The sequence below is a fragment of the Micromonospora sp. WMMD1120 genome (assembly GCF_029626235.1).
Classification (GTDB): domain Bacteria; phylum Actinomycetota; class Actinomycetes; order Mycobacteriales; family Micromonosporaceae; genus Micromonospora.
Window position 1 is genome coordinate 3426237 of the sequence record NZ_JARUBO010000005.1, and the last position, 14768, is coordinate 3441004.

16 protein-coding genes are annotated in these 14768 nt (G+C 73.4%); 7 read left to right on the forward strand and 9 right to left on the reverse strand.

Going from position 1 to position 14768, the window contains the following annotated elements:
- Nucleotides 1-23: 23 nt before the first annotated feature.
- From O7634_RS16185 to cofC, 5 genes are read right to left on the reverse strand one after another with little or no spacing between them, the layout of a single operon-like run.
- Nucleotides 24-902, reverse strand: a complete 879-nt coding sequence (locus tag O7634_RS16185) for an NUDIX hydrolase (protein WP_278150956.1) — start codon at nt 900-902, stop codon at nt 24-26.
- The gene (locus O7634_RS16190; RefSeq protein WP_278150957.1) at nt 890-2410 is read right to left on the reverse strand and encodes a CYTH and CHAD domain-containing protein; all 1521 of its coding nucleotides are present in this window, start codon (nt 2408-2410) and stop codon (nt 890-892) included. The genes O7634_RS16185 and O7634_RS16190 overlap by 13 nt, the downstream gene beginning before the upstream one ends.
- 24 nt (nt 2411-2434) lie before the next feature.
- Nucleotides 2435-4792: an RNA degradosome polyphosphate kinase gene (locus O7634_RS16195; RefSeq protein WP_278150958.1), complete on the reverse strand. Its 2358-nt coding sequence runs from the start codon at nt 4790-4792 to the stop codon at nt 2435-2437.
- 54 nt (nt 4793-4846) lie between these two features.
- Entirely contained in the window at nt 4847-5044 is a 198-nt protein-coding gene (locus tag O7634_RS16200; RefSeq protein ID WP_030335323.1) for a hypothetical protein, read from the reverse strand.
- 55 nt (nt 5045-5099) lie between these two features.
- Complete coding sequence (gene cofC, locus O7634_RS16205) at nt 5100-5747, reverse strand: 2-phospho-L-lactate guanylyltransferase (protein WP_278150959.1); 648 nt, start codon at nt 5745-5747, stop codon at nt 5100-5102.
- A gap of 127 nt (nt 5748-5874) precedes the next feature.
- Between cofC and O7634_RS16210 the strand changes: the two genes are divergently transcribed.
- The 5 genes from O7634_RS16210 (at nt 5875) to O7634_RS16230 (ending at nt 10764) form a co-directional block, all read left to right on the forward strand.
- The gene (locus O7634_RS16210) at nt 5875-6612 is read left to right on the forward strand and encodes a lysophospholipid acyltransferase family protein (protein WP_278150960.1); all 738 of its coding nucleotides are present in this window, start codon (nt 5875-5877) and stop codon (nt 6610-6612) included.
- Nucleotides 6609-7616, forward strand: coding sequence for an NAD(P)H-dependent glycerol-3-phosphate dehydrogenase (locus O7634_RS16215; RefSeq protein WP_278150961.1), 1008 nt, complete (start codon nt 6609-6611; stop codon nt 7614-7616). The genes O7634_RS16210 and O7634_RS16215 overlap by 4 nt, the downstream gene beginning before the upstream one ends.
- Before the next feature lie 8 nt (nt 7617-7624).
- Nucleotides 7625-8743, forward strand: a complete 1119-nt coding sequence (locus O7634_RS16220) for a cystathionine gamma-lyase (protein ID WP_278150962.1) — start codon at nt 7625-7627, stop codon at nt 8741-8743.
- An 8-nt stretch (nt 8744-8751) separates the two neighbouring features.
- Nucleotides 8752-9531, forward strand: a complete 780-nt coding sequence (locus tag O7634_RS16225; RefSeq protein ID WP_278150963.1) for a putative protein N(5)-glutamine methyltransferase — start codon at nt 8752-8754, stop codon at nt 9529-9531.
- Between the two features lie 183 nt (nt 9532-9714).
- Nucleotides 9715-10764 carry an ROK family protein gene (locus O7634_RS16230; protein ID WP_278150964.1) on the forward strand — a complete coding sequence of 350 codons (1050 nt, stop codon included), beginning with the start codon at nt 9715-9717 and terminating at the stop codon, nt 10762-10764.
- A gap of 115 nt (nt 10765-10879) precedes the next feature.
- Here O7634_RS16230 and O7634_RS16235 read toward each other — a convergent pair whose 3' ends face one another.
- Together O7634_RS16235 and O7634_RS16240 are read right to left on the reverse strand one after the other, a co-directional pair.
- Nucleotides 10880-11080 carry a DUF397 domain-containing protein gene (locus O7634_RS16235; protein ID WP_278150965.1) on the reverse strand — a complete coding sequence of 67 codons (201 nt, stop codon included), beginning with the start codon at nt 11078-11080 and terminating at the stop codon, nt 10880-10882.
- 5 nt (nt 11081-11085) lie between these two features.
- Nucleotides 11086-11931, reverse strand: a complete 846-nt coding sequence (locus O7634_RS16240) for a helix-turn-helix transcriptional regulator (RefSeq protein ID WP_278150966.1) — start codon at nt 11929-11931, stop codon at nt 11086-11088.
- A gap of 279 nt (nt 11932-12210) precedes the next feature.
- Here O7634_RS16240 and O7634_RS16245 point away from each other — a divergent pair, with 279 nt between their 5' ends.
- Together O7634_RS16245 and O7634_RS16250 are read left to right on the forward strand one after the other, a co-directional pair.
- Nucleotides 12211-12429, forward strand: coding sequence for a hypothetical protein (locus O7634_RS16245; protein ID WP_278150967.1), 219 nt, complete (start codon nt 12211-12213; stop codon nt 12427-12429).
- Nucleotides 12430-12674: 245 nt separating this feature from the next.
- Nucleotides 12675-13775, forward strand: a complete 1101-nt coding sequence (locus O7634_RS16250; RefSeq protein ID WP_278150968.1) for a D-alanine--D-alanine ligase family protein — start codon at nt 12675-12677, stop codon at nt 13773-13775.
- A 51-nt stretch (nt 13776-13826) separates the two neighbouring features.
- On the opposite strand, the gene O7634_RS16255 is transcribed toward O7634_RS16250, so the two are convergent.
- Complete coding sequence (locus O7634_RS16255) at nt 13827-14510, reverse strand: DUF3515 family protein (RefSeq protein ID WP_278150969.1); 684 nt, start codon at nt 14508-14510, stop codon at nt 13827-13829.
- 9 nt (nt 14511-14519) lie between these two features.
- On the reverse strand, nt 14520-14753 hold the full coding sequence (locus O7634_RS16260; protein ID WP_030335303.1) for an Lrp/AsnC ligand binding domain-containing protein: 234 nt from the start codon (nt 14751-14753) through the stop codon (nt 14520-14522).
- Nucleotides 14754-14768: the final 15 nt, after the last annotated feature.

Genomic DNA, 14768 nt, shown 5'->3' on the forward strand with positions numbered 1-14768 from the left:
GGCGCGCCTGCCCGGCCGCCGGCCTACAGACGGTCGGTCGCCAACAGCCGGTCGGCGGCGAAGGCGAGCAGCCAGCCGCCGCCCTTCGGTGTGGTGAAGTCCTCGTCGGTACGGCCGGTCAGCCGCTCCAGGGCGCCCGGCAGCACCTTGCCCTGGGTGCAGACCGCAACCTGTCCACCGGCGACGGCCAACTCCAGCACGCGTGCGGCGGTGGCCAGGACGCGCTCGTCGCCCTGCTGGCCGGGCTGGGGTTCGTCCAGGTCCCCGCAGACCTCGATGGGCAGGTCGAGCAGCGTGGCGGCCGGATCGAGGGTCTGCACGCAGCGACGCGGCGACGCCGACACCAACCGCCCCGGTCGGATCAGCGCGATCAGCGCCGCCAGCGTGGACGCCTGCGCCCACCCCTCGGCGTCCAGGGGACGCCCGACGTCCGGGCCGGACCAGGTCGCCCGCTTGCCGGCGTGCGCGTGCCGGACCAGCGCCACCGTCGCGGTCACCGTCGGCAGCGCGGCGAACGCCGCCAACACCTCGGCGTCGTGGGGATAGCTGACCAGCCGCATGGCGTCGTCCACGGCGAGCCAGCGGATGTCGTCCACCTCGGTGCCCGGCTGGAAACCGCCGCTGGCCACCGCCCGCATCGACCAGTAGTCGACGAGCTTGGCCTGCCCCTCGCTGCGGTAGCGCACCGACGGCAACCGGACCTGCGGCACACCCCGTACGTCGGCCTCCTCGGCCACCTCACGGACCGCCGCGGCCAGCGCGTGCTCGCCGGGCTCCAGCTTGCCCTTCGGTAGCGTCCAGTCGCCGTAGCGGGGGCGGTGCACCACGCAGACGCGTACGCCGTCGTCGGACCGCCGCCAGGCCACCCCGCCCGCCGCCCGGATGCCCGTCACGGCAACCAACCGGTCCGTCGGGGCCGGGTCGCCCGGTGCCAGGCGGCCGGGAAGAGCGCCCGCATCCGGCGTACCGACTCGCGTTCCCGCTCGGCCAGCCGTCCGGCGGTGACCGCGAGGTCGTGGTCGTCCGGCCGCTCGGCGGCGATCTCCAGCCAGGTCTCCGCCGCCACCGCCGCGTCCTGGTGCTCGCCGAGCACGTCCTGCACCCGGGCGAGGGCACGGGACAGCCGGCGGGCGCGCTTACCGACCGTCGGGGCCACCGCGGTGACCGCGTACCGGGCCTGTTTGCCGTCCTTGCGGACGGCGTGCCACCGGTCGTCCGGCGACCGTGCGTCCAGTCCGTCCACGCCCTCCGGGCCGGTCAGCCGCCGCCACGGTCGCGCCACCAGCGCGGGCAGCGCCTCCGTCGCCGGCGCCGCCGCACGGCCGGTGAGCCGGGGCGCGCGGGCGGCCAGCACCAGGGCGTCCACCAGGGCCACGTACCGCGCCGAGCGCAGCGCCTCGTCGATGGCGGCGAGCGCCGTGCGCTGCCGTCCGGCCAGCACCTCGTCGAGCCGCCGCACAGCACCCCGGTCGAGCGGGCTGAGCGGGTCGGCGTCGGCGGTACGGCGTAGCCGCGCGCGCAGCACCTCGGCGTCCCGGGCCGCACCCAGCACACCGGCCAGCCAGCGCAGCTCGGTACGCAGCGGACCGGACCACGTCTTGCGCAGCAGCGGTTTGAAGGTGCGCAGATCACTGCGGAGCCGGCGACAGGCCACCCGCATCTGGTGCACACCGGTGTCGCCGCCGTCGCCCGGGGCGCGCATCCTGACCAGCGGATCGTGGGTGAGCAACCGGCCGGTCTCCTTGCGGATCGCCTCGGTCACCACGTCGCCGGCGCTCGGCTCGTCGCCCAGCCCGGCCGGCGCGACGAGGTCCGGCTCGGCCTGCGCCGTGGCTCCCAGCGCCCGTACGTGCTTCGGGGTGAAGGAGCCCTGCCGCGCGCCGGCCCCGCGCAGCACCGCGCCGACCCGGTCGAGCAGCTTCCGGTCACCGGCCTTGAGTTCCACCTCCACCTCGCGGAACGTGTCGGTCACCAGGTCGGCGTCGTCGAGCACCGTCACCCGGTCGTCCATGACCTCGGCGAGCACCGTCCCGGCCCGGTCACACACCTCGTACCCGTGCCGGACCGTCCGCACCACCGCCACCGGGCCCAGCGGCGCCCCTCGGTGCAGGACGGTGACCAGCTCCACCAGCTCCGGCGGCGGCCGCCCCTTCGGGCCGGGACGGGAGACCTCGTGGCGCACCCCGGGGGTGCCGGTCGGGAGTTTCACCGTCCAGGGCAGCTCGTCACCCTTGCGGTGCCGCAGCGAGGCCCCGGCACGGGCCAACCGCAGGTCGACGGTGTCGAGGTAGCGGGCGACCAGCGTGACCGGTGGCAGCGCCCGGACCCGCCCACCGGCCGGGGCCGTGCCGGCCAGATCCGGCAGCACGAAGGCGTCGTCCACCTCGTACTTCTGCTCCTCCTCGATCATCACACCAGCCTAAGCGCTGCGCGGTCAGCTGGCCGTGCCACCGACCCGGCGCAGCAGCAGTTCCTGGAGGTGGGCGCCGGTGCTCTCGTCGTCGCCGGTACGCCGGGTCCAGGTGCCGTCACCGGCCAACTCGAACGCGTCCACGTCCGGGCTCATCGCGGCGGTCAACACCTGATCCAGCTCGGCACGGGCGATCGGGTCGCTCACCTGCACCAGCGCCTCCACCCGACGGTCGAGGTTACGGTGCATCAGGTCGGCCGAACCCATCCAGAACTCGGCCTCGCCGTTGTTGCCGAACCGGAATACCCGGGAGTGCTCCAGGAACCGGCCGAGGATCGAACGGACCCGGATGTTCTCCGACAACCCCGGCACCCCCGGGCGCAGCGTGCACATGCCCCGGATGAGCAGGTCGACGTGCACGCCGGCCTGGGAGGCGCGGTACAGCGCGTCGGTCACCTCCTCGTCGACCAGCGAGTTCACCTTGAACTGGACCAGGCCGGGCATGCCCAGGCGGACGTGCGCGATCTCCCGCTCGATCCGTTCGATGAGCCCTCTGCGGATGCCCTGCGGGGCGACCAGCAACCGCCGGTACGCGGTCTGCCGGCTGTACCCGGTGAGCACGTTGAACAGGTCGGTGAGGTCCGCGCCGATCTCCGGGTCGGCGGTGAGCATCCCGAAGTCCTCGTACAGCCGGGCGGTCTTGGGGTGGTAGTTGCCGGTGCCGATGTGGCAGTAGCGGCGGATCTGGTTGCCCTCCTGCCGGACGACGAGCGCGGTCTTGCAGTGCGTCTTGAGGCCGACCAACCCGTACACCACGTGGCAGCCGGCGCGTTCCAGCGTGCGGGCCCAGCCGATGTTGGCCACCTCGTCGAAGCGGGCCTTCACCTCCACCAGCACCACCACCTGCTTGCCGGCGGCGGCCGCGTCGACGAGCGCGTCGACGATCGGGGAGTCGCCGCTGGTCCGGTAGAGGGTCTGCTTGATGGCCAGCACGTTCGGGTCGGCGGCGGCCTGCTCGACGAAGCGCTGCACGCTCGTCGCGAACGAGTGGTACGGGTGGTGCACCAGGATGTCCCCGTCCCGCAGGGTGGCGAAGACGCTGCGCGGCACCTCGCCCTCGGCGAGCCGGGGATGGGTGGCCGGCACGAACGGCGGGTCCTTGAGGTCCGGCCGGTCGGCCTCGCCGTAGACCTGCCAGAGCGCGGACAGGTCGAGCAGGCCGGGCACCCGCAGCACGTCCTGGTCGTCCATGTCCAACTCGCGGACGAGCAGCTCCAACACGTGGTCGGAGATCGACGCGGCGACCTCCAGGCGTACCGGCGGGCCGAACCGTCGCCGGGCCAGCTCCCGCTCCAGGGCCTGGAGCAGGTCCTCGTCGCGGTCCTCGTCGACCTCCACCTCGGCGTTGCGGGTCACCCGGAACAGGTGGCACTCGACCACCTGCATGCCGCTGAAGAGCTGCCCCAGGTGCACCGAGATCAGGTCCTCCACCGGCAGCATCCGGACGCCCGGCTGGTCCCGGTCGACACGGACGAAGCGGGGGACGTTGTTCGGCACCTTCACCCGGGCGAACAGCTCCGAGCCGCCGTCCGGGTCGCGGACCGCCACCGCCAGGTTGAGCGACCGCCCGGAGATGTACGGGAACGGGTGCGCCGGGTCCACCGCGAGCGGGGTCAGCACCGGGAAGATGTGCTCCCGGAAGTAGGTGCGCAGCCGCTCCCGCTCCGGGTCGCCCAGCTCACCCCAGCGCAGGATGCGGATGTCCTCGTCGGCGAGCTTGGGCAGCACGTCGTCGACGAAGCAGGCGGCGTGCCGGGCGACCAGCGCCGCGGTCCGCTCGGCGATCAGCTCCAACTGGGTGCGCAGCGGCAGCCGGTCCCCGCCGCGTACCGGCAGGCCGGCGGAGAGCCGCCGCTTCAGGCCGGCGATGCGCACCATGTAGAACTCGTCGAGGTTGCTGGCGAAGATCGCCAGGAACTTCGCCCGTTCCAGCAGCGGGGTGCGCTGGTCCTCGGCCAGGGCGAGCACCCGGGCGTTGAAGTCGAGCCAGGACAGCTCCCGGTTGAGGAACCGGTCCTCCGGCAGCGGTGGCGCCGCCGGCGGTTCGTCGTCCGCCACCACGGGGTTCGACAGGCCGTCGGGCAGGGCCGGATGCACGTCGGCGGCGCTCGGGGTCGCGCCTTCGGTGACCGGCTCGGGTTCGATGACCTCGTCCAGCCCGGAGGAGGCGGCCGCGGGGTCGTCGGCGAGGGTGTCGGCGCGGGCCGCGCCGGCCCGCTCGGCGCGGGACGGCCGGAAGCGCCCGTCGGCGCCGCGCGCGGGGGAGCCGTTGCGGAGGTCGGTGGAGGGCGGGGTGGCCTGGTGCTCGCGAGGGGTGCTCACCCGCTCATAATCACCCGATTACGGTGAACGCAAAATGAACTTGGGCTCGCCAGCTCAGATCATCGTCGGCAATGTCACCCGGACGACCTCACCGTCGGGATCGGTGTCGATCCGCACCCGCTGCCCGAGCCGGAGTAACCGCAGCCCGGAGGCGTCGAAGGCGCGGGCGGGAAAGCGCATCTCGGTGCCGTCGTCGAGCAGCAGGACACCGCTGCGCGTCGCCGCGTCGTAACTGGCCACCGTGCCCTGCATGCTGAGACCGTACACCCGGATAGGGCCGATCAGCCCGCGGAGCGGGCGGTGCCGATCAGCCCGCGGAGCGGGCGGTGCGACCGGCGGCGACCAGCGCGGCGGTGCGCGGCCCCAGCCCGAGCCCTGCGGCGGCGGTCAGGTCCGCGGGGGTGTCCACGTCCCGGCGCAGGCTGGGCCAGTCGCCGGCGAGCGGCAGCGCCCCGCTCGCCGCGTGCGCGACCGCCGAACCCACCCCGAAGCGGGGGTCCAGCGGCACGCCCGGTGGGGCGGCGAGCAGCACCGTGCCGCTGCCGGGCGCGTCCGGCAGGAACCGGCGTACCCCGGGGTGACCGTGCTGCGCCGCGAGCAGGGCGGCGGCCAACTCGGCCGGGCGCAGCGCGGGCAGGTCAGCGGTGATCCCGGCCACCCAGCCGGCGGCGGCCCTCGCCGCCCCGTGCCGGAAGGCCGCGTTCAGGCCGGCGTCCGGCTCGTCCGGCGACACCCGCGCGCCGGCCGCCAGCGCCGTCGCCGCCACCCGCACGTCGTCGGTGACCACCAGGATCTCGGCGACCACCGGGCAGGCCAGCGCCGCGCGGAGCGTGTCGGCCGCCAGGGCCAGCGCCAACTCCTCGTGGGGTACGCCCGGCAGCGCGCCCCGCAGCCGGCTCTTGGCCGTGGACAGCTGCTTCACCGGCACCACCACTGCCCACCTCGGCTGACTCACGCCGGCAATCCTGCCAGCCGGACGACGGGACCCTCGCTGGCCGTACCGGGGGCGAGCAGGCATGATTTCCGCTGCGGGTGTCGCGGGCGGGGTTTCGCGGCGGGGTCGGGCGCGACGAGGAGGCACAGTGGCACGGCGAAGGCTGGGATTCTGGCAACGGTTCGCCGTGGGGCTGGTGAAGCCGGTGATGACCGTCTGGACCCGGCGTACCTGGCGCGGTCAGGAACACCTCCGCCGCGACGGCGGCATGATCATTGTGGCGAACCACATCTCGCACGCCGACCCGCTGGTCTCCGCGCACTTCATCTACGACGCCGGGCGCTGGCCGCAGTACCTCGGCAAGGCCAGCGTCTTCCGGGTGCCGGTGGTCGGCTGGATCCTGCACCGGTGCCGGCAGATTCCTGTCGAACGGGGCAGCGTCGACGCGGTCCGCTCACTGGACGCGCTGGTCGCCGCGCTGAAGCAGGGCGGCGCCGTGGTGATCTACCCGGAGGGCACCACCACCAGGCAGCCGGAGCTGTGGCCGATGAAGGCGAAGACCGGTGCGGCGCGGCTGGCCCTGGCCACCGGCGCTCCGGTCGTACCGGTGGTGATGTGGGGGCCGGAGCGGATCTTCGACCCGCGCACCAGCCGGGTCAGCCTGCGCCCCCGAATCCCGGTGACGGTCGCCGCCGGTGAACCGATCGACCTCAGCCGGTGGGCGGACGCCCAGCCGACCCGGGCCACCCTCGAAGAGATGACGGAAACCATCATGCTGCGGCTGCGGGACATGCTCGCCGAGATCCGGGGCGGCACCCCGCCGCCACTCTGGGAGCGGCCGTCGCGGTCCTCCGCCGGGCGCGAGCAGCAGGGTGAGGCGGCGTGACCGGCCACGTCGCGGTCCTCGGCGCCGGCTCCTGGGGCACCGCGTTCGCGAAGATCCTCGCCGACGCGGGGCGGGACGTGACGGTGTGGGCCCGTCGCGCGTCCATCGCGGAGAGCATCCGGGTCGACCGGCGCAACCCGGAGTACCTGCCGGACCTGCTGCTTCCGGCCCGGGTCACGGCGACCGCCGACGCCGTCGAGGCGATCACCGACGCCGAGGTGGTGGTGTTGGCCGTTCCGTCGCAGACCCTGCGCGGCAACCTCGCCGAGTGGGCTGCGCACCTGCACCCGGACTCGACCCTGGTGTCGTTGATGAAGGGCATCGAACTCGGCACCACGAAGCGGATGAGCGAGGTCATCGTGGAGACCGCCGGGGTCGCCGCGGACCGGGTGGTGGTCGTGTCCGGTCCGAACCTGGCCCCGGAGATCGCCGCCGAGCAGCCGGCCGCGACAGTGGTCGCCGGTACGAACAGCAACCGCACCGCCCTCGTGCAGGCGTCGATCCGGACCCCCTACCTGCGCCCCTACACCAACGACGACGTCATCGGCTGTGAGCTGGGCGGGGCGGTCAAGAACGTGATCGCCCTGTCGTACGGCATCGCCACCGCGATGGGTTTCGGCGACAACACCCGGGCCATGCTGATGACCCGTGGGCTGGCCGAGACGGCCCGCCTGGGCGTGGCGCTCGGCGCGGACCCGATCACGTTCGCCGGCCTCGCCGGCATGGGCGACCTGGTCGCCTCCTGCTCGTCCCCGCTGGCCCGCAACCGCACCTTCGGCGAGCACCTGGGCCGGGGCGAGACGTTGGAGCAGGCCCAGGCCGCCACCCGGCAGACCGCCGAGGGCGTCAAGAGCTGTCTGGCGATCCGCGACCTGGCCCGTGCGCACGGCGTGGAGATGCCGATCACCGAGCACGTCGAGCGGATCTGCCACGAGGGCATGGACCCGCGCCTGGCCGTGGAGACCCTGATGAGCCGCACCGCCAAACCCGAGTCGTACGAGTGAGGGACCCGATGAGCGAGTGGGGGGACGGCACCCGCTGCGTCCGCGCCGGCCTGCCGGAGCCGAAACCGGGGGATCCGTTCCTGCCCGGTCCGGTCTTCGCCGCGCCGTACCACCTGGACCCGTTCCAGGGGCCGGAGGCGTCGCCGAACGGCTACGGTCGGCCCGACAACCCGACCCGGCGGCTGTTGGAGGCTGCCGTGGGCGAGCTGGAGGGCGGCGACTGCCGGGTCTTCGCCAGCGGTCAGGCGGCCATCACCGGCCTGTTGCTCACAGTGCTCCGGCCGGGGGACACAGTGGTGCTGCCCACCGACGGGTACTTCCCGGTGCGGGCGTTCGCCACGAACGTGCTGGAGGCAATCGGCGTCCGCGTCCTGCTCGTGCCGACCGTCGGGCCGTACCCGTCGTTCGAGGGGGTCCGCCTGGTGCTGGTGGAGACGCCGGCCAACCCGGGCCTCGACGTCGTCGACGTGGCGGTCCTGGCCGAGCGGGCGCACGCCGCCGGCGCGCTGCTCGCCGTGGACAACACCACGGCGACCCCGCTCGGCCAGCGTCCCCTCGACCTCGGTGCCGATCTGGTGGTCGCGTCCGGGACCAAGGCGCTCACCGGCCACTCCGACCTCCTGCTGGGCTACCTGGCCAGCCGCTCCGCCGAGCTGATCGAGGCGGTGACCACCTGGCGCACGACCACCGGCGCCGTTCCGGGGGCATTCGACGCCTGGCTGGCGCACCGTTCGCTGGCCACCCTCGACCTGCGCCTGGCCCGGCAGAGCGCGAACGCCGCCGCGGTCGCCGACCTGCTCGCCGCTCGAACGGACGTGACCGGCGTGCGCTGGCCCGGGCGACCCGACGATCCCGCGTACCCGGTGGCCGCGAGGCAGATGCGCCGGGTTCCCGGGGTGCTCTCGTTCGACCTCGGTGACGCCGACCGGGTGGGGCGTTTCGTCGAGACGGCCCGGCTGGTGGCGGCGGCGACCTCCTTCGGTGGCCTGCACACGACAGCGGACCGGCGGGCGCAGTGGGGCGACGACACCGCTCCCGGCTTCGTGCGGCTCTCCTGCGGGGCGGAGGACACCGCGGACCTGGTCGCCGACATCACCGCCGCGCTGGACGCCGCCCCGCCGGCATGAGGCTCCCGGTGGAACCGGCCCACCGCGCCGCCCTGGTGGGCCGGTTGCGCTCCGCCGGCTGCGTCTTCGCCGAGGACGAGGCGGAGCTGCTGCTGGCCGCCGCCGACTCGCCGGCCACGTTGACCGACCTCACCGACCGCCGGGTGGCCGGCGAGCCGCTGGAGTACGTGCTCGGCTGGGCCGAGTTCTGCGGCCTGCGGATCGCCGTCGACCCGGGTGTGTTCGTGCCGCGTGCCCGGACCGCCCTGCTGGTCGAGGTGGCGGCCGAGCTGACCGGCCCGGCGCCGGCCGTCGTCGACCTCTGCTGCGGCTCCGGGGCCACCACTGTCGCGCTGGCGCACCGGCTCGCGCCGCGTTTCCTGGCCGCCGCCGACATCGATCCGGCGGCCGTGGCCTGCGCGCGCCGCAACGTCGCCGGGCTCGACGTCGAGGTGTACGAGGGCGACCTCTTCGCGCCGCTGCCCCGGCACTGGCGGGGTCGGCTGGACCTGGTGCTCGCCAACGCCCCGTACGTGCCGACCGACGCGGTGGCGCTGATGCCGCCGGAGGCGCGGCTGCACGAGGCGGCGGTGGCGCTGGACGGCGGACCGGACGGGCTCGCCGTGCTCCGCCGGGTGGGCGCGGAGGCGGCCGGTTGGCTGGCCCCCGGTGGACACCTGGTGGTCGAGGCCGGCACCACGCAGGTGGCGACGCTCCGCGCGGCGCTCGAAGCCGCCGGCCTGACCACCGAGGTACGCCACGACGAGGACCGAGACGCCACCGCCGTGCTGGCCCAAAGCCCGCGCTGACCCGCCCTCGCGCCCCGCCCCTGTTCTCCGCGATCTTGCAGTTGTGGTTGACGTTTTGGGGTGAAGTGTTCTTTATGTTCCCGCAGTAAGTACAAGATCGCGGGGGTGGGGAGGTGGGGCGTGGCGGGGGAGGGAGCTTGGCACTAGCCTCGGCTCACACTCTTACGGCAGGGGGCGGTTTCGGTGGGCAGCGCAGGTGTGCCGGTGGTCGTCGGGTTGGACAACGGCGGCACGAGCAACAACGCCACGGTGCTGACGGTGGACGGCCGGTTCCTGGTGGACGGGCTGCTGGAGATCCCCAGCGAGGTGCAGGCCGGGCCGGACGCGGCGATCGAGGCGCTGGCGCAGGCGCTGGACGGCGCGCTGGAGCGGACCGGGGTACCACGCGAACTGGTCCAGGCGGTCGGGCTGGACACGCCCGGACCGGCCAGCGCCGACGGGGTCATCTCGTCGCGCGGCTCCACCAACTTCTCCCAGCCGGCCTGGCGGGGCTTCGACGTGCGCGGCGCGCTGGAGCGCCGGCTCGGCCTGCCGGTGATCTACCACAACGACGGCAACGCGGCCGCGCTCTACGCCCACCACGTGCACTTCGGCCCCGATGCGATGAGCCGCTCGTCGGTGTCCGCGATCGTCGGCACCGGCCTCGGCGGCGGTGTGGTCGAGAGTGGTCGGGTGATCGCCGGGGCGGCGGGGATGGCCGGCGAACTCGGGCACGTGCACATCCCGCTGGCCGGGCTGCTCGGCCCCGGCCAGCCGGAACCCACCTGCGCCTGCGGCTTCACCGGAGATGTGGAGAGCATCGCCTCGCTGACCGGCATCGAGCGCAACCTGCTGCCGTACTGGCTGACCCGCCACCCCGACCACCCGCTCGCCGCCGAGCCGCCGCGGCGCGCGGCGAAGCTGGTCCGGGGGTACGGCGAGCGGGCGGACACCCTGGCCCGGGAGCTGTTCACCCAGCAGGCGATGGCGCTGGGACGACTGTTCACCGTCGCCGCGAACTTCACCGACCCGCACGCGTACTTCGTCGGTGGTGGTGTGGTGGAGGCGGCCCCGGAGTTCCGGGACTGGTTCCTGGCGACGGTCCGCGAACACACGGTGCTGCGGGAGGAGCAGGCGGCGGTGGCCACCTTCGCGCTGGTGCCGGACCGGGACATGGCCGGCGCCCGAGGCGTCGCCATCGCCGCGTTGGAGGCGCTGCGCGCGGCCCCGGAGCCCCGTCCGCTGGTGGCCTGAGCCCCGGTCCGGCCAGGCCCTTCCGCACCCGACCCGGCCCGCCGCGCGCCGTGGTCAGCGGCGTGCGACGGGCCGGGTCAGCGGGTGGCGCGTCTGGTTCGTGCGGCGGGCCTGATCAGCGGTGGGGTGGCGCCTGGGCGAAGGCGGCCCAGGCGGTGGTCGCGAACAGCAGGGCCGGCCCGGCCGGGTCCTTGGAGTCGCGCACGGCCACCAGCCGCGGCAGAGCGGCCACCTCCACGCAGGCGCCCTCGTCGCCGCTGCGACTGCTCTTGCGCCAGGCCGCCGCGGCCAAGGCCGCTGTGATCGTCGGTGTCATCGGTCCTACCGTCCTTTCAGGACTGACAGGAGCATCTCGCGGCTGTCCGCCGGGCTGAGCGCCACGCTTCGGAGATGCTCCATGATCTTGGTGCAGGTACGTGTCTCGCCGGCCCGGTCGAGGATCATCTGACCGGCCACGGTCTCCACCGAGGCGATGATCGGGTCCTCCGGGTCGGCGAACTCGAGGATGTGCAGGGAACCCCGGGTGCCCCGGTGGTAGCCGGCGGAGAGTGGGATCACCTGGACGCTGATGTTCGGCAACTCGGCCATCTTGACCAGGTGGCGCAGTTGCCCGTCCATCACGGACTGGTCGCCCACCGGGCGGAGCAGCGCGCCCTCGTCGATGATCGCGTCGAAGATGGGCGGCTGCTCGGCGACGAGTCGCTGCTGCCGGTCGAGGCGGGCCTTGACCCGCTGCTCCACCAGGTCGTCGCCGAGGGTGTGCGGCCCGCCGCGCATCACGCCCCGGATGTAGTCGGCGGTCTGGAGCAGGCCGGGCACCACCGACGGCTCGAAGTTGGCGATCGCTGTCGCCTCGGCCTCCAACGCGATGAAGTCGATGGTGCGCCGGTCCAGCACGTAGGAGTACGACACCCACCAGCCGGGCTTGCGGGCGTCCTTGGCGAGCTGCACCGCGTCCGCCACCTCGTCGGCGCTCACCCCGTACGCGGTGAGCAGGGCGCGCACGGTGGCCGGAGTGATCAGTGTCTGCGCGTTCTCGTAGCGGGAGAGGGTGCTGCGGGTGCTGTTGATCTCATCCGCGGCGGTCTCCAGCGTCATCCCTGCGGCTTCCCGGTGGTGGCGTAGGGCGATGCCGAGCCGGCGGGCGCGGGCGGTCTTCGGGGCCATGCATCGATGGTCGCACACATTTACGGGAACGTCTGCATGAGAGAACACCGATGAGAGTTGCATTCACGGCTGTATACGTGTCAATCTGTTGTCGCGTCCTCACCGCCGGTTGTCGTGGCGACGGTGGTGGTGAGCGACCGGAGGGGATGGGGCGCGCGGCGATCGGGTTTCTCCCCCGTACCCGATCGTCGCGTGCCGCACCCGTCATCCCGGCCCGCCGGAAGGAGACGACGTGCGAACCGGCCCGGAGCCCCCCGCCGCACCCCTGGTCGGTGTGCGATGACCCGCTTCCTCGTGGTGCTCACCGACGTGCGTCCGGTCGAGGGCGTCGAGCGCAACGAGCGGATCGCGCCGGAGCGGCGCCGGCAGGTGGTCGGCGCCAGCAGCAGGGAGGCCGCGGACCGGATCGCCGGGGCGTTCATGGCCCTGGGCATGGTGCGGGCGGGGCGGCAGCGGGTCAAGGTCATCGCCGTCGGTCGCCGGCACGCGAGGGACTGAGGTCGCCGGCACGGCCGGAGCTGCCGTCGCCGGCCCGCCCGGGGCCGAATAGGCCCAGGTCAGCGACGTGCGACACGGTCGATCGTCCGATCACGCACCGTATATCCTCTGCTGACCGATTGCCGTGTCGCGCTGCGGCTCGCCGGGTATCGCCTCGCTCCATCGCCACGCACAGTAAGGTCAACCGGGTGAGCGCCACCGGCGAGCACGACCAGCCGCAGTCGCGTACGAAGAGGTGACCGGAGTTGACCACCCCAGGCAAGACCCGCGTGGCGATCGTCTTCGGCGGCCGCAGCCCGGAGCACGGCATCTCCTGCGTCAGTGCCGGCAGCGTGTTCAGCGCGCTCGACCCGGACGAGTTCGAGGTGGTGCCGGTCGGCATCACCCGGGCCGGCCAGTGGGTGCTGACCGACGGGGACCCCGCCCAACTGGCGATCAACGCCCGCCAACTGCCCGAGATCACCGCCGACTCCGGCGACGATGTCGTGCTGCGCGCCGACCCCACCGGCAACGGGTTGATGGTGCTCGACCCGACCGAGGGCCCGCGGGTGCTGGCCGATGTGGACGTCGTCTTCCCGGTGCTGCACGGCGCGTACGGAGAGGACGGCACGATCCAGGGCATGCTGGAGATGGCCGGCATCCCCTACGTCGGGGCGAACGTGTTCGCCTCCGCCGCCGCCATGGACAAGGAGTTCACCAAGAAGCTCTGCGCGGTCGAGGGCATCCCGGTCGGCGCGTACGCCGTGCTGCGCAGCGGGATGACGCTCAGCGAGCAGGACAAGGAGCGGCTCGGTCTGCCGGTCTTCGTCAAGCCGTCCCGGTCCGGGTCGTCCTTCGGTGTCAGCAAGGTCACCGACTGGGCCCAGCTCGACGACGCTGTCGCCGCCGCCCGGCAGTTCGACCCGAAGGTCATCATCGAGGCCGCGATCGTCGGCCGCGAGGTCGAGTGCGGCGTGCTGGAGGGCGAGGCCGGCGGCGCTCCCGAGGCGTCCGTGCTGGCCGAGGTGCGGGTCGTCACCGACCACGACTTCTACGACTTCGAGGCGAAGTACCTCGACGACTCCTGCGAGTACGACGTCCCGGCCCAGCTGCCGGAGCGGGTGACCCGTCAGGTGCAGGAGTACGCGGCCCGCGCGTTCACCGCGCTGGACTGCGCCGGTCTGGCCCGTGCCGACTTCTTCGTCACCCCGGAGCTGGACATCTACCTCAACGAGCTGAACACGATGCCGGGCTTCACGCCGACGTCGATGTTCCCGCGGATGTGGGCGGCCTCCGGGCTCGAATACCCGAAGCTGGTCAACCGGCTGATCCGTACCGCCCAGCGGCGCGGCGTCGGCCTGCACTGAGTCGGTCGGCCCGACCCGCGCCCGTCGTCGGACGGCGCGGGTCGGCCCGGCTCAGCGCTGGCAGCCGGACGGGATGGCCCCGCCGGACGGCACCGTCTCCACGATCGCGCTGGAGATCGTCGGCACCCACTGCAACGGCTGCTCGTACGAGCGCGGAACGCGCACGGTGATCGGCGTCTCCCGGTCGACGGTGGTCAGGACCGCCGCGTCTTCCTGTTCGGCCAGGTGCCAGCAGACCCGGTTGACCGTCCAGACCTCGTCCGTGCTGGGGAACGTCGGCTCGGTACCGCCGCAGGCCACAGTGAGCGCCGGGTCGCCGTACGCGGCGTTCTGCTCCGGGCCGGCGGTGACGGGTCGCTGCGCCCGGTCCCGGATGCGGTCCGGCAGTTGGGAGAGCAGCGCCCGGCAGACCGTGGCCGGACGGGCGGCCAGCGCCGGGGCGGCCATCTCCACCGGGGTCGTGGCCTGCGCTCCGACAGTGGTCGCGGAGGGGGTCGGCGTCGCCGTCGACGTCTCCGGACTGATCTTGTTGAAGGCCAGCACCGCCACCAGCAACGTGATCGGCAACGCGACGAGCGTGGCCAGCAGGGCGGCGCCCCGCATGGTCCGGTCCCGCCCGGCCGGCGCGTCGGCGGCCGGATCGGCAGGTTCGCGGTTACCGTCGGCCGGCTCGGGCGTCCCGTCGGCCGCGTCGCGCGCCGCGTCGCCGTCCAGGGCAGCGGAGGACTTCGCCATCTCGTCCACTTACAGCCGCACCACCGAACACGTGAGGGTACGGGTGATGCCGGGCACCATCTGCACCTTGCTGACAATGAGTTTGCCGAGCTCGTCGACGGTGTTCGCCTCGGTGAGCACGACCACGTCGTACGGCCCGGTGACGGCGTCGACGCGAACCACGCCGGAGATGTCCGCGATGAGACCCGCCACGTCACGTGCGCGGCCGACCTCGGTCTGGATGAGGATGTACGCCTGTACCACGACTCGACCTCCGTC